Here is a 16,622-nt window from a genome sequence, read left to right as displayed (position 1 = left end):
GATGCCCCTACTGGTTCAGCACCGGCACATTGGAAATGCGCCGCATGCGAAACGATCCGGAAACGAAGATGGTGTTCTTGTGCAGGCCGGTCAGGGCCTCTTCGAAGGTGCCGCCCAGCAGCGTGCTGCCCCAACCCGGCGGGTCCAGGCCCAATGGATCGTCAACGGCGAACTCCAGGCTCAGTTCACGGATCACCTGGAAGGCTTCCTGCTGGAAGTTGATGAACTGGGCATCCAGGTTGTCGTGGTCGGGGTGGTACTTGTGGCGGAAGGGGTTGGTGGGAAAGTCCGGCTCCATCGTCAGCGTCACGGTGGAGCGATTGCCGGGACCGAAGGCGCCGTCCATTTCGATGTACTCGCCCTCGAAGTCGTAGGCCACCGTACTGACGCGCTGCCCGACCGACTGTCCATCGCGGTTCACCGAACCGGCGTAGAGCGGAATCAGCTGCTTGTTGGTGATGAGCACGTAGCGGCCCGGGGTTTCGACTTCCTGGAAGTCCGGGTTCTCGTCGCTGGGCGCCAGCGTGCCCTCTTCCCACATCAGGATGACGTCCTTGAGCAGGCGCGCCTGGCCGCCGGCGTCGACGTGGATCAGGAACCGCTGTTCGAACGGCTGACCGACCGGCGTCGGTTCGGTGCCGGCCAACTGCGCTTCGCTGACGGCGTCGATCTGAACGGCCGCACTCCACAATCCGGCCAGCGCCGGCGGTGTGCCCGATCCACGGGTCGAGCGGGTCGGCGCGACGAAGGGCTGAAGCGTATCGGCCGAGGCGTAGATCAGGATTCGACCACCGTGCTCGTCGGTGATCGAAAACGCCTGCTCCATTCGATCGGCGGTCATCTCCGACCGCCTCACCCCGAGCCTGAGAAACACCTCCGAGTTGGCGTCGACCTGCTGGACCAGGGTCTGCTGCAGCGTCGGCCAGGCGAACTCGCCGGTTTCCGGGTCCTCGATCTCGTAGCGCATCGGCAGCGAATCACCGTTGAGCCGTTCGATCAGGAAGCTGCCGGCCATATCGGTCCGATTTCTCAGCACGATCTGCAGTGAATCCGTGGTGCGCGCATACTCCAGCGCCTCGCCCTGGTCGAGAATCAGTTCGGTGGCGCCCTGGTAGGACGAATTGCCCTTGGTGAAGATCCAGTACGACCGGTTGCCGTCGATCCCGGTCGAGGCCGGCGATACGGTCGACCAGCGCCCGTCGCTGCCGAGCGTGTAGATCGGTTGCGCCTGGTGCGCACCGGAAAATTCGAAGAATTCGGAAAAGGTCGGCGGCATGTCGGTCGAGACCGGAAGCCCGGTCAGCGTGTAGCCGTTGCTTCTCCAGCGAAGCGAACGGAAGTCGGGACGGCCGGAAATCGTGATCTCGTGCGTTTCCGTGCCCTCGAGTTCCACCAGGTAGGCCGTATTGGCCGAGATGGTGAACAGATTCGAAAGAAAGGCTTCGGGCCGCGGCTCGGGGAACCAGCCGAACCAGCCTTCGAGGTTCTGCAGACCTTCGGCTGGATCGGTGACGAATTCCGCGCCGCGATCGTCGGGGATGAAGCGCCAGACGCTGCGCACCGGAAGGTCGGCAAACACGGTTTCGATGTCCGAGACTTCGGGATCCAGGCGGACGAAGATCGCGTTCCAGCCCGGCGACAGTTCGATCGTCTGCTCGAGCAGTTGGGCCGACCCGCTGCGGGGGGCGGCGAGCAGCAATCCGGTAAGCAACGCACACGCTGCGCCTGCAAGAATTCGGTTCATGATTCGTCCTCGGCACTCGTCGTCGGTCCGGTCGGCGGACCTCTGCGTTCGGGACCCGGTCCCGACAGGGGTTCGATTTCTGCCAATGCGTCTTCGTTGATCTCGGTCTCGACTTCGGCGAGCCGAGCGTCCAGAAACTCGTTTTCGACCTGCTTCAGTCGCTCGGCCAGCAGTCGCTGACGGATGCCCGCAGACAGTTCTTCCAGTGAACGTTCGCGCTGTGGCTCGTACTCCACCAGACGGACCAGGTACACGCCGTCGTCGCCGCGCACCGGCCCGACGATCGCCCCCGGCGATCGCAGGGACTCGGCGGCCGCCGCGACCGTTGGATTGAACCTGGGCCGCTCGCCGCCCTCGCTGATCCAGCCGATGACGCCACCGCGGTAGCGACTGCCCCGGTGGTCGGAGTGCTGCCGCGCGAGGTCACCGAAATGCGGCACACCCTGGTCCTGGTCGGAGACCATCGCCAGCACCTCCTCGGCGTCGGCCGTGGCCTGGTCCCAACGCTCGTCGTTGGCGCGCTCGGGCACGGCGAAGTGAATGATCGCGATCCTCTTGCGCGCCGGAACCACGTAGTCCCCCGCGTTCCTGTTGTAGAAGTCCTCGACGTCGGCATCGTCGATGCCGACCGAATCCCGCAAGGGCTGCAGACGATCCTGGCGGTAGCGATTGATGAGCACCGACTCCATGGCGCGCAACACCTCCGGCTGCATGTCGAAGGACTCCCGCTTCGCGGCATCGACCAGGGCGGCACGCACGATCATTTCGTTCAGCAACAGGCGCTTCTGGTCGAAGCTCTGGTAGGTCCCGGGTCGGCGGCCGCCGCGACGTGCCATTTCCTCGATGAATTCCGCCGGGCGGATCACGCGGTCGCCGACCTTGGCCACCCAGGGCCCGGTCGGCTCCGCGCCCTCGCTCACCGGCCGAAGCCAGAGCGCCGCGGCAACCGCACCGATCCCGATTCCGATTACCAGCGTCACGACCAGTCGTGTCATCGATCCTGCTCCTTCGTTCATTGCACGGCGCCCACGTTCCGGGGCCCTTCATCGCAGATTGCGGGGGTCTGCCGGGGCCGGTCATTGCCCGGCACGGGCTCCGACAGCCTCAAGGAAACGGGGCGATCGAACAAGCGCGCCGCCACCTCGACCGCGCGATCCCGCCCGCTGAGCAGCCAGGCCTCAAGGCCGTCGATCCTGAGAACGACATCCATGTCGGCCGGCGACCAGCGACGCCAGCCTTCGACGGCGACGTCGCCGTCACCGAGGAAGACCAGGCGAATCCAGTCTTCGGACCCGACTCGCGTGCGGTCCAGCCAGAACAGCGGCGAGCCGGAGGATGAAACGCCTTCGACCCGGACCACGGAGCCCTCGGTCACCGACGAAAGCGGCAGCTCCGTGCAGGCCGAAGGCAGCAGATAGTCATCGTTCGCAGCGCGTGTCGCCGCCTCGAAACCGTCGGCGAACATGGTCAGGCGCACCGGGTCGTCCTGGACCGAGAGGTTGTTGTCCGGATTGACGTCATCACCCGGGTTGGCCGACTCGGCCGAAGCGGTCACCAGCAACGACCGAGGTATCGACAGGTCGAGGTCGGGGTCGACCCGGCCGGTGATCGTCCACAGCGTACTGCCGCCGGACGGCATTCCGATCGTTTCCGCGATCGGACCGGCGCCGGAACCCGGGCAGTCGGCGCCGCCGCTGGCGAGGCAGGTCCAGGCCGCATCGAGCAGTTCGGGGCCGAAATCGACGGCCACGTCGACGACGCCGGCATCGACCGAACCGATGTTGCCGACCACAAGGGTGTAGGTCGTCGGCTCGTCGGGCGACAACCACGGCCGACCGTTGTCGATCGACACATCGAGATCGGGGCCGGTGCGCAGGGCCGTGACCGTGGAATCGCTGTTGTTGATCAGGTCCGGATCCGCGCCGTCGGTCTGGACCACGCCGTCGATCGCGAGATCGGCCGGCGCCGCGGGCAGGCCGAGGAACTCGAACTCGAAGATGCGCCGCTGTCCCGGCTCGAGCGGGGCGGTCAGACAGCGGATGGAATCCGAGGTCGGATTCACGCAGGCCGAGGTCTGCGGTGCGATCGATGCCGACAGCGCCAGGTCCAACTGGACTCCGCGCGCGGTGGACGGTCCGAGGTTGGTGATCGTGGCCCGGTAGGGCATGCCGATCGGACCGGCCGGATCGAAGGGATCCAGTGGATCCTCGAGCACCAGCTGCAGATCGGGCACCACCGAGATCGGATCGCTGGTCGTCGCCGTGTCGCTGCCGGGGTCCGGATCGACGACCGGCGCCTGGGCCCGAGCCGTGAAGAGATTCTCCAGCGTTCCGGTGGCCTCGGGAGCGAGATCGGCCACGACCAGGACCACCACCGAGCCGCCGACCGGCAACTGGGCGTTCAGGACGGGCGAACCGGTGCCGGCGGTCGGACAACCGGCACCGTCCGCTCCAGTGCAGGTCCAGGTCGCATTCCGGAGCACGGCCGGTAGATTGTCGATCAACTCGACCGTCGGCGCGTCGCTCGGCCCGGCATTGGTTGCAGTCAGGCGGTATTCGACCGGCTGACCGGCCACCACGGGATCGGTCAGCGTCATCTTGGTGGCCACGACGTCAGCTCGCGCAACCACCGTGGTCACGGCCGTGTCGTCGAGATCACCCGGCGCAGGATCCGTGGAATCGACTTCGGGAACGACGTCGACCCGGTTCGTGATCGACCCGATGAAGGCCGGATCGATTCGCCCGGTGACGACGATATCGAGGCGGCCGCCCACTCGAACCGTCGCGGCAATGGATGGCTGCCCGATCCCCGATACCGGGCAGGACGAACCGGGACTCGGCGCGCAGCTCCATTCGACGTCGGAGAGCTCCGGCGGCAGGGTGTCGATGACCTGGATATCGAGCGCGTCACTCGGGCCGGCATTGGTGACCACGATGTCATAGCTGATCCGCTCACCGGCCACGGCCTCGGCCGGCCCCGTCTTGCCGACCGCAAGATCGGACACCGCGTCGATGACGGTGCTGTCCTGACCGGCATTGTCTCCCGGTGCGTCGTCCATGCCGTTTGCCGAGGTCAGTTCGGCCAGGTTGGTCAACACGCCGCGGGCCGCCGGATGCACCGTGGCCTGGTAGACGAGCTGGCCGAAACCGACCGGACCGCCCCGCGGATTCCGCGCGCCAAGATCGATATCGATCACGACCTCGTCGCTATCCCCCGAATCGGTCAGGCAGCGCGACAGCGGCAGTTCATCGAAGCGATTCAGGGCGCCGCCCGGAGTGATCGAATACAACCCCGCGGGAGCGTCCAGCGCTGCAATCGAGCTCGGATTCATCGCAGCGGAGGCTGCAACCTCGCGGTACTCCAGTTCACCATCCAGCCAGTCGCGAACGAAGACATGGATTTCGCCACTGGCCGTGGCCGCGTACAGGCGCGATCCGGACGCATCGATCGCGAGGGCTTCCGGCATCACGAACGCGGCATCGCCGCGCAGCGACGAAAAGCCCGGAAGGCCGGTGGCTGCATCGACCTGCAGCGTCACCACGGCGCCGGCGTCGCGACCCAGCACGTACAGCTGCTCGTCGCCGGGCCCGGCAACCAGGTCCCAGACACCGTCGAGACCGGCAACCCCGGGGTCGCCGGACTGCAGCGCGCCGAGGTAGGTCAGCGTGCCGGCGTCGGTATCGATGGCGAAGGTCGCGATGGAATTCGAGTCCGGGGCGACGGCGTAGAGGTGCTCGCCATCGAAGGCGGCGTGCAGCCGTCGGACGCCGCGAATGACATTGCTGTCCGGGGTGATCGTGCCGAAACCGTCACGGACCCGCTCGACGAAGGTCAACAGCCCGGTCTCTTCGTCGCGCGCGAAGACCGTGATGGCGTCGCCGCCGGGCGCTGCCACGTAGACGAATCGCTGGTCGCGGGTCAGCACGATGTCCTGGGGGCCCAGCAGACCGCTGACGCCGTCGACACCCGACTGGAAACGCTGCCGGAAGGCCCAGTCGCCTTCATCGTCGCGTCCGATCACGACCAGGCTGTTGGCCGCTGCGGCGACGGCGTACAGGGTCCGTCCGTCGGCAGACGCAATGACGTCCGTTGCCCCGACCAGGCCTTCGATGGCATCGCCCGGGTCCGGGCCCAGTGCCTGGCCTTCGGTAAAGGTCTCGATCAGCGACAGTTCGCCGTTGACCGGATCGATCGCCAGCACCAGCAAGGCGTCGAGCTCCGGATTGGCTGCATAAAGGCGGGTCCGGTCGCGCGACAGGCTCAGCGACACCGCGCCGGCAAGCTCGACGATATCGCCGATGCCCAGCGCCTGGCCCGCCTCGAGCGACGGGTTGGCGGAGCACGACCAGGTTGCGCTTCCGGACAGCAACCCGGCGTTGTCGCCCGTGAAGATCGGTGCCAAGTCGGTCAGGGTCGCGGCCACGGCATCGCTCGGGCCGACGTTGTCCATATCGACGATGTATTCGATCGGCGTTCCGGCCACGATTCGGTCACGCCCATCGGTCTTCGTGACGCGGAGATCCGGTAGCGGTTCGAGCAGGTTGTCGTCCACGCCGACGTTGTCGCTGGGATCCAGTTCCCGCTCGAGGAACCGACTGTTGGCTTCGACCGTGTAGACCAATCTGCCGGTTGCATTCGGCTGGACAATGCCGGAGACAAGGAATTCGACTTTGCCTTCCGGAGCGATCTCGACGGCCTGGACACCGAGCTCCTGCGCGCCGGACAGTTCGCAGAACGAACCGCGACGACGTGCCAGCACCGATATGTCACCGGTATCGGCAAGCGCATACAGCGGTCCGTCGATCGGCAGGACGACGCGGTCGAGACCCGCCAGGGTCGGAATCTCGTCGACGCTGTACCGGGCCAGCCGTTCCGGCGATTCCGCGCGGAGGCTGAAGAGGTGAACGGTATCGCTGCCCGCGGCCGCGACGTACAGGCGCTGCTGCCGTTCGGAATAGCTCAGGGAAACCGGTTCGATCAGGTCCGTGATCCCGTCGACGCCGTTTTCGACCATCCGGACGAATTCCAGCACGGTCGGTTCCCCGACCTCCCGGGACGGGACAAAGCGGAACTCGGACAGCGCATTGCCGTCTCTGGCCGCCACGAACAGGCGCGAATCGAGCGCAAGGATGTCGCTGGGACCGTTCAGCGGCGCCGGCGGATTCGGCGGCCCCAGTTCGAAGTTCTGCACGATCGCCACCTGGCTCAGCAGACCGGTCGAAGGGGAGGGCTCGAAGGCCGCCAGCGAAGCATTCTCGTCGGCCACCACCACCAGGTGGTCGTTGCTCCACGCCAGGCCGGTGACCCCGTTGAGACCATCCACGCCATCGACGCCCTGAACGGTCCGCCCGAGATAGTCGAGCTGTCCGCTCGCCGGGTCGATGAAGAACACCGCGATCGCGTCGTCCAGTCGGCCGGCGGCATAGAGGAAAATGCCGTTCGGCTCGATCAGGAGTTCGCTGACGCCGCCGAGGCCATCCACGCCGTTTTGGCCGTCGCGTTCCAGATCGATCGGCGTCAACAGGCCCGATACGGCATCGCGCTCGAACACGGCGATCGCATCGGAATCGGCGCCGGCCGCATAGAGATAGCGACCGTTCACCGAAAGCTCGAGATCGCTGACACCCTGCAATCCGTCGATGACGGCGCCATCGTCGAGCACGTCGCCCTGGACGACGGTTTCCAGGCGCCGCAGCGAACCGCTGACCGGATCGCGCAGGAAGACCTCGATCGCGCCGTTGCCCATGTCCGTTCCCGCCGCGTAGGCGAACAGGCCGTCGGCCGTGGCCACGAGATCGCTTGCCGTGTCGAGCTCGCTGGGGCTGCCGATGGGCAGAACCGGCGGCACGTAACTCAGTTCACCTTCGACCGGCGTGGCCGCGCAGGCCCAGGCCACATCGAACAGCGCCGGCGGGATCATGTCGACGACCCGCACATCGGTGGCGAAGGAATCGCCGGCATTGGTCACCTGGACCCGATAGTCGATCGGCGTGCCCGGGGTCGCCCGGGTGATCCCGCCGTCGTCCACATCGACGACCAGATTGATGCTCGGCGACAGAACGGTGTCGTCGTCGGTGGCCGTGTTGTTGGCCAGGACGGGATCCAGGAGGTTGGCACCGGTGACCGTAGCGGTGTTGATCAGACGACCGGTCGCGTCTTCGCGAACCGTCGCCACCGCCGTGTAGGTCACCCTCGCACCGGCGGGCAGGATGACCGAACTGTCGTTGATCGAGCCCGACCCGCCCGGGTCGCACTGCGCTTCCGGCTCGGCGCTCGGAATGCAGGTCCAGGTGACGTTCGAAAAGGTATCGGCGAAATCGTCGACCACCGTGACGTCGGGAACATCGCTGGGGCCGAGGTTGTCGACGACGATCCGGTAGATCACAGCCGACCCCGGCGCGACGCCGCCGAGGCCGTCGATCACGGCGTCGGCATAGGTCAGCAGACCGCTCATGTCACGGTCCAGTGTCACCAGCGCGTTCGACACCGAGCTGACCGCATACAGCTGGTTGCCGTCCGGCGAGGGAAACACATCGGCAACCCCGTCGAGCCCCAGCACCTGGCCACTTCCTGCCAGCGGATCGCCATTGGCCACCCGGTCGATGAAGCTCAGCGACGCATCGCTCAGGACGTTGAAACGAACCACGGAATCACTGGCCGTCCCGGCGACGTAGAGTTGCTCCCCCCCGACGCCCAGCGTCATCGACGTACTGCCGGTCAGGCCGGTGACCCCGGAAAAGCCGTCCTGCTTGAAGTTGACGAAGGTCAGTTCACCGGTGCCGGGATCCCGGTCGAACCAGGCCACGGTGCCGTTGGTGGCACCGAGGACATAGAGTGTGGTGCCGTCGGTCGAAAGCTGCAGATCGATCGCGCCGTCCAGACCGGCAACGCCAGCGATGTTCTGGGACTGACTTTCGACATAGCTCAGCGACCCGAAGGCCGAGCTGCCCGGGTTCGGGTTTCGCTGGAAGACGACAACGCTGTTGTCCACGCTGGACACCGCGTAGAGGTGCAGGCCGTCGGGGGATACGGCCAGGGCCCGTGGCTCGGTCAGATTGCTTACCCCGCCGGTCGCGTTCTGCACGCTGCCCTGGAACGACAGTCGTCCATGACTCGGCGATTGGTCGTCCGCGTCACGACGGAAGATCGCGATCGAGTTGTCGAGCCGACCGGCGACATACACGTGTTCGTCGTCGGGCGACAGCGTCACCGCCGACGCGCCGCCGATGCCGTTGATGCCCAGCGTTCCGTTCTGCTGGACGTCGGCAAAGTTCAGCTGCGCGTTGGCCGATGCGCGGTCGAAGGTGACCAGGGTGTTGCCCGCCGCGCCCGTTGCATACAGCTGGGCGCCGTCGGCGGACAAGGCCAGGTCGCTGACATCGGTCAGCCCGGAGACACCGTCCTCACCGTTGCGCTCGACCTCGAGGAAGGACACCACGCCGGTGCCGCTGGCGCGACGGAATACACCGATCGCGTCGTCGTCGCTGCCGGCCGAGTACACCGCCCGGGCGTCACCGACCACGGCCACCGCGCCGGCCAGGCCGTCGAATTCGGCCCGGTCATCGGTCTTCGAAATCTGCAGATCGGCGATCCGTTCGACCTGGTCGATATCGGACTGCTCGTTGTTGGCCGGATCGGTATCGACGCCCGGATCGGCCGTGACCGTAGCGGAATTCTCCACCTCGCCGTCCGTGGTCGCGGCCACGTTCACCGTCAGCTCGAAGATCACGTTGCCGCCGGCTGCGATATCGACGCCGACGCCGCCTTCGAGTTCATCGGTCCCCGAGGCCGGGCACGAGGAGTCGTTGCTTCGGGCGAACCGTGCGATCGCCGAACCGGTCGAACCCGCGACGTAGAGCTGGTTGAGCGGATCGTCGATCGACACGTCGTCGAGCAGAAGATCCGTGGCACCGCCGAGGCCGGTGACGAAACTGCTTTCGTTGCTGATGACCCCGCCGAAGTTCAGCGAGCCATCGCCGGGGTCGCGACCGAACCATGTCGCCGAACCGCTGACCTCCGAGGCCGCATAGACATGGCGCCCGTCCCGGCTGACGACCAGGCCGCGCGGCCCGAGCAGGCCGCTGACGCCGCGTTCCCCCTGCACCACTTCCTCGACGACCGTCAACTCGCCGAAGCTGCTGCTCGTTGCGTCGGCATCGCGCGAGAAGACCACGATCCGGTCCGCGTTCCGGGCGCTGACGTAGAGATTCGAACCGCTGGCGTCGAGCGCGGCACCGGCGGCACCGGAAAGATCGACGTCCAGGCTCGTGGCATCGTCGACGGCGGCCCACGACAGTCGGCCGCCGGCCTCGATATCGAAGCGGGCGACGGCCCGGTCGGTCGCCGCTACGGCATACAGATGCGCCCCGTCCGGGCTCAACACCAACCGCGTCACTCCGTCGATCCCGTCGACCACGCCGCCGGGGTCGGTGCCGTCATCGACGCCGTTGCGCTCCGATTCCAGATAGGTCAGGACGCCGTCCGAGGCATCGCGCTCGAACACCGCGATCGCATCGTCGTTGGGGCCGGCGACGTAGACGGTGTCGCCGGACGCGTTCATGACCAGGTGCGACGCCTGATCGAGGCCCTGGATACCGGTCCGGGTCTCGACCAGGGCCAGCGCCACGCTACCGGTGTCTTCGATGATCTCCAGGACGGTGATCGCGTCGTCGATGCGGCTGGCAACGTACAGGAACCGGCCGTCCGGACTGGCCGCGATGGAATTCGCGCCTGCCAGCCGATCGACCGGGACGCCATCGAGCAGATCGCCATCCGACACCGTCAACACGTGCAGCAACGAGCCGTCACTGTTCTGTTCGAACAGGCTGACGGCGTCATCGACGACCGATGCGGTGGCCAGGTACGTACCGAGCGGCCCGATCCCATCGGAATCCCGGACGAGAACCAGCGACGACACGCCTTCGAGGCCGAGGTCCGGATCGTCCTCCTCGGACCCCTCGACCACGCTATCGAGGAAGCCCAGCGCGCCCGAACTGCTCGCGACACAACTCCAGGCTGCCGACGAGACATCGAAATCGGTGATGTCCAGCATGTCGGTCACGACGACATTGCTGGTCTCGAACCGCACGTTGCTGGGACCGAGATTCGACACCTGGATCCGATAGGTCACCGGCTGGCCGGACACCACGGAGATCTGCTCGTTGGTCTTGGTCAGGACGAGATCGGCCCGCGGCGTCAGCGTGGTCGTATCCGACGAACTGCGACTCGGATTGTCGACGCCGGGCTGAGTCGGATCCGTCACATTGTCCGGAAGCGTCACGGTCGCCGTGTTGACCAGCTCGCCTTCGGCGTCCGGTCGAATGTCGGCAACGACCCGGTACTGCACGAAGCCGCCGACGCCGAGCGTAACGAGGTCGTCGATCGTGCCGCTGCCGCCGCCGGTGCAGACCGAACCGATGCCGAGCACGAAGGACGAAATCGCGCGATCGCCGAAACCGGCCGCATAGACGTTGTCGGAATCCGGGCTGACCGCGAGCGCATAGATGCCGTCGATGCCGTCGACTCCATCGACATCGTCGCGGCTGACCGCGACCGGCGCCAGCGCACCGAAGTTGCCGCCGGTTCGGTTCAGGTCGCGATCGAAGACCAGCACGCTGGAGTCGAACTGCGCGGCGACGTACACGCGCTTGCCGTCGGGGCTGACGGCCAGGTCGCGCGGTCCGTTCATGAACTCGATGCCGTCATCGAGATTGAACTGCTGACGCCCGCTGGCCAGCGTCCCGAAGGCCTCTCCACTGGTCACGATGCGGCGGAACACGCTGATCGAATCGCTGTTCTGGGACGCCACGTAGACGTGATCGCCGTCGCCCGGCGAAACCTCGACCGCCATCGGACGATCGCCGACGCCGGCGGTCACGGCCTGCAGGAAGGACAGGCGGCCGTCGTCCTCGCGCGCCATGGCCACCAGGGCATCGTCGACGTCCGAAACGGCATAGACCTGCAATCCGTCCGGGCTGACGGCCACGTCCCGCACGCCGGTCAGGTTGTTGAATCCGACCCCGTTCCGGGCCTGATCGATCCATTCGAACTCGAAGCTGGCGTTTCGTTGGAAGATCGCCACCGACGCATCGAAGCCTCCGGCGACGTACAGGTGGGTCGACATCGGGTCCATGGCCATGCCGCGAGCACCGGCCAGCCCGTCGACGCCGCCGACGCCGTCGAACAAGGCCTGTTTGAACTCCAGCGTACCGTCCGGGTTGCGGCGGAACACCGCCAGCGAATCGCCATCCTGGCTGGAAACGACGACGCTGAGCCCGTCGGGGCTGATCGTGAGGTACTCCGGCCGGCTCATTCCGGCGATGGTCAGTCCGCCGGCCGTGATGTCGCCTTCGGACCAGTCGCGGACGAACACCAGGTGCCCGCCGGCGGTGAGCTCCGTCAGCCCGGCATCTTCGTTGCGTTCATACAGCGCGATCGAGCCTTGCGACAAGCTGATCGCATAGACATGGTCCCCGTCCGGGCTGATCGCGATATCGGCCGGCGACTCGAGATCCGGACCGTCGATGTCCTGGGGCGTTCCGGGATCGGTGTCGCGATCGACCTCGATCAGCGCGAACAGCGGATCGGGTGCGCGCCGCGTGTACACGCTCAGGATCGGCGCCGAACCGCCCTCCGAACCGGCCAGCATCACGTGTCGGCCGTCGCTGGTCACCAGGACGTCCACCGGCGCCGCGACGGTGCACTGGTCGAGACAGGTCGGCGGCGAGGCGCCGTCGAAACTCCGCGCCAGGCTCCTCCGTTCGTCCAGCGTACCGTTGACCACGTCGCGTCGGAACCAGGTCAGCGTGTCACTGGACGGGCTGACGATCAACACGTGCTCACCGTCGGGCGAGATCGACGAGGCCGCCGGGCCCGCGACCGGGTACGACGCGGTGATGGCCGGATCGGGAACGGTATCGCTGTCGCCGTCCACGTAGCGAACGGCGACCAGGTTGCCGCTGCCCGCCGCGGTCACGTACAGATCGTCGGACGACGCGAACAGATCGAGATCGGACACGCCGGCCAGCGTGCCGGCCGTCAGGTCCCGGTCCAGCCAGGTCAATCGACCGATCGGGTCGCCGGCCGTGTCGTCATCGTTGACCGAGAACACGCTCAGCTGCGAACCCGTGCCCGATGCAGCGAACAGCAGCCCGTCGGCAGCGTCCAGCGCCAGCGCGGCCGGGTCGGCGGGCACGTTCTGCGTCCGGGTCTCGACGAAGGACGCCAGACCGGTCGTGTCCGCTCTTGCATAGATCGAAATCGAGCCGGCGTCGCCGGCCACGAACAGGTTGTCGCTTCCGGCGACCAGCGCACGCGGTTCGACCGGAATCCCCTCGGTGGCCGACCCGGCAAACGACAGCGTTCCGAAGTCCTCGGAGGCCGGGTTCACGTCACGACTGAACACCACGATCGCGTTCTCGGCCTCGCTGTCGACCGCGGCCCGGGACAACACGTAGACGTGCCGTCCATCGGGACTGATCGCGAGGTCGATCGGCCCCTCCATGTTCTCGACGGTCTGACCGGCGTCGGCGCTGTCGTTCTCGCCCTGGGTCTCGAATTCCAGTTCGTTCATCGCACCGAAATCGAGGCCCGGGACGCTGTTGCGCGCATAGACATACAGCCGGTTCAGATCCGGCGCAAGCTGGTAGACGTGCCGACCGTCGGCACTGGCCACGATCGCCCCGCCCGGCGTGCCGCTGGGCCCGACCGGATCGAATTCTTCGAGGTCGCCCGGGATCGGCGTGATCGCGTCACAGGACCACGCCACGTTCTCGAGTTCCGGCGGAAATTCATTCCGCACCGCGGCATCGAACACGGCCTCGTCACCGACGTTCTGGATCGTCACGGTGTATCCCGTGGGCGTGCCCGGAACGGCCTCCTCCACACCGTCGGTCACCGTGATGTCGAGCTCGCCTTCGGCAATCAGGTTCGAAGTGATGGTTGCCGTGGCGCTGCCGCCCTCCGACGTTGCCGTCGCGGTGTTGACGACCTGCAGCGGTTCGTCCGGATTCTCCACGGTCAGGACGTCGACCGTATAGCGAACCTTGGTGCCCACATCGAGATCGACGGTGACACGAGGCTCGGACATGGCATCCCGGTCCAGCGGCCCGGTGCCGCTGCCGCAGCTGACCGGCGGGTCGGTCGGTCCCGGCGCACCCGGACCTTCGATCACCGAACAGGTCCAGGAGGCGGGCCGGGTCGCATTGTCCGGATCCAGATTGGCGTCGGACAGCGTGTCGACCACGCCGACGTCTTCGGCAAAGCTGGGTCCCAGGTTGCTGATGTCGATCCGGTAGCGGAGCAGCGAGGCACCGCTGGGCTGGGCATCGATCGACAGCAGGTTCTTGGCAAGACGAAGCAGGGACTCCGGCACCAGGCTGGTTTCATCCTGGATATCCGTATTGTCCGACGGATCGATTTCATTGATGCCCGTCGGCAGCGTGGCCGACGCCGTGCCCCTGGCAGTACCCCGTGCGCGAGGATCCAGTTCGCCGGTGAAGGTGAACTCGAGGCGCCCCTGGCCCGGAAGGTCGACCAGGCGATCCTGGAGCTCGCCCGAACCGATCACCGGCGCGGTGGTGCCGCACTCTCCCGCGCCTGCCGGACTGCTGCAGCACGCGCCGTTGAACGCACGACAGGCCCACTGCACGTCGCCGTTCAGGAACGGCGAGGCCGCCGGATCGGAGGCCAGGGAAAAGTCGACATCGACATCGACGCCGGCAGCGGCCTGGTTTCCGCTGTTGGTGACGATCACGTCGTAGGACGCCGACTCACCGGGCGTGGCCTCCATGGCGCCATCGTCGATGGTGACCACGAGGTCGGCGGCCACTTCGATCGAAACCGGGACCGAATCCTCGTTGCCGAGCGTCGGATCGAGCTCCGTGACGGCATCGCCCGGATCGATCCGGACGGACGCGGTGTTGACGATCTCTGCGACATCGGTCGCGGTGCCCGACACGCTGACGAACAGCTTCACTTCGGTCGAACTTCCGGCCGAAAGCCGCAGCGCGTTCTGCTCGGGGTCTTCCATGGTGGCCACCAGGTCGCCGCGAACCTCTCTAGGCTCGACCGGGCAGACCGCGCTGTCGATGGTCAGCGCGCTGTTGGCGACCCCTTCGTCCGACGGACAGAACAGGAAGCACGGCGCCGAAGACTCGGCGGCACAACGAATTTCGCCGGGATCGCCGAGCAGGTCGCCCGATACGTCATCGATGACCCGCACACCGCTCTCGCCGGGCCCGTTGCCGAGATCACTGGGACCCAGGTTGGTGACCGTGATGGTGTATTCGTAGGCATCGCCGGGATTGGCGATGGATGCACTGGCGACTTTCGTGACCTGAACATCGGCCTGACGGTCGATCGCCTGACTGATCGTTGCGGCATTGTCGGTCCCGTCCGATTCGGTGTCGGCCATGGCCGGGGACGCCGTTGCGACGACCTCCAGCGGGTCGGCCAGCGCGCCGCTGTCGTAATCGATCGCCGTCAGCGCGACGGCCACCGAATCGGAAGCCGGGACATCCATCTGGATCGAAACGGTGTCGCCGCCGGCGGCCGTTGCGCTCATCGGCGCGCAGGACGCGCCCGCCGGGCAGGCCCAGTCGAGGCTGTCGATCTCGACGGGCACATCGAACGAGAACTCGGCGCCGAACGCATCCGAGGGGCCCGCATTCGAGACGGTCAAGGTGGCGGAATTCCCGGTCGTACCCGGCACGTAGGTCGTCGCAGCGCTGGTCACGGCGGTCTGCAGGTCGACGAACGCGGTGCGGGTGACACTGGCGGACGCCGAGTTGGCGTTGCTGCCGGAGGTGCCGATATCGGCAGAAACCTCGACCTCGTTGGTCAACGTGGCCGCTGTCAGGCTGCTCGGGTAGTCCAGCGTCAGGGTGAAATCCAGGCTGCCGGCGGCAACCAGATCGAAGGTCTGGGTCGCGCCGGCGCCCAGGACCGGGCAGCTGGCGCCACCCGATGCGCTGCAGCTCCAATCGTCGATCGAGGTGCCGGGCGGAATCGTATCGGTCAGCGTGACGCCGGCGGCGTCACTGGGTCCGGTGTTGGTCACGATGATCGAGAACGTGCCGGTCTGGCCGGGGACATACGTGCTGTCGTCGGCCGTCTTGGTCACCCCGAGGTCGCTTTCCGGGGCCAGGGTGCTGCCGATGGCGCAGCTGCCCGACGGGCAACTGTCGGCACCGTCGCCGCTGAAGGTCGCTCCGGCATCGACCACCAGCACGTCGAAATCGAGCGGATCGGCCACCAGGGCCGAGTCGAAGTCCACGCTCAACCGGAACTCGATGAACCCGCCGGCCCCGATGTCGCTGTTGTTCGATGCCAGGTTGCCGTCGGTGATGGTCCGGTCACAGGACGTGACGCCCCCCTGATCGTTCGGGCAGGTCGCCGAAGTCACGGTCGCGCCGTCCGGAAACGAGGTCGTGATATCGACGTCGGTCGCCGGGTCCGATCCGGTGTTGACGATCCGGATCCTGTACTCGATGCCGGTATCCCCCGGCGTGTAGGTCGCCGGCGCGATGAAGTCGGTCTGAAGGTTGACGGCAGCGGCCGCCGGCGAAGACATCATCGCTCCCAGCATCAGGGAAGCGACGACGAATCCGCGCGAGAATGCGCGGACCAGAGGAATATCGGCAATCAAACCCAGCTCCCTGTTCAGGATGGAGAGCGCGACGCAGGGTCGCCTCGACCTCCATCCGCCTTATCGACCGCGGGTCGAAAAGGTCCTCCCTCGAACCGGTCCGACCTGCGCAACGGCGCGGACCGCACAAAATGACGCTGATCCGATCCACTGCGGTTCGAATGTCCCGTCCCCGTTCGCCCCAGCGCACAGCCCTCGAATTGCGACCCGACGATGGCAGGAGTTTGGCCA

Annotated in this window: 3 protein-coding genes; all 3 read right to left on the bottom strand. The window is 66.6% G+C overall.

The window, feature by feature from the left end:
• Positions 1-7 precede the first annotated feature (7 nt).
• The 3 genes from HFP89_RS10760 to HFP89_RS10750 are packed head-to-tail and all read right to left on the bottom strand — an operon-like array spanning position 8 to position 16,316.
• Positions 8-1,744: a hypothetical protein gene (locus HFP89_RS10760; RefSeq protein WP_168717667.1), complete on the bottom strand. Its 1,737-nt coding sequence runs from the start codon at positions 1,742-1,744 to the stop codon at positions 8-10.
• The gene (locus tag HFP89_RS10755; RefSeq protein ID WP_168717666.1) at positions 1,741-2,739 is read right to left on the bottom strand and encodes a peptidyl-prolyl cis-trans isomerase; all 999 of its coding nucleotides are present in this window, start codon (positions 2,737-2,739) and stop codon (positions 1,741-1,743) included. Before HFP89_RS10755 ends, HFP89_RS10760 begins: the two co-directional genes overlap by 4 nt.
• 17 nt (positions 2,740-2,756) lie before the next feature.
• Positions 2,757-16,316, bottom strand: coding sequence for a beta-propeller fold lactonase family protein (locus tag HFP89_RS10750; protein WP_168717665.1), 13,560 nt, complete (start codon positions 16,314-16,316; stop codon positions 2,757-2,759).
• Positions 16,317-16,622: the final 306 nt, after the last annotated feature.

Source organism: Wenzhouxiangella sp. XN79A (genome assembly GCF_012272825.1).
Lineage (GTDB): Bacteria > Pseudomonadota > Gammaproteobacteria > Xanthomonadales > Wenzhouxiangellaceae.
The sequence above is the reverse complement of the archived record's forward strand: the minus strand, read 5'-3'. Positions and strand labels throughout refer to the sequence as shown.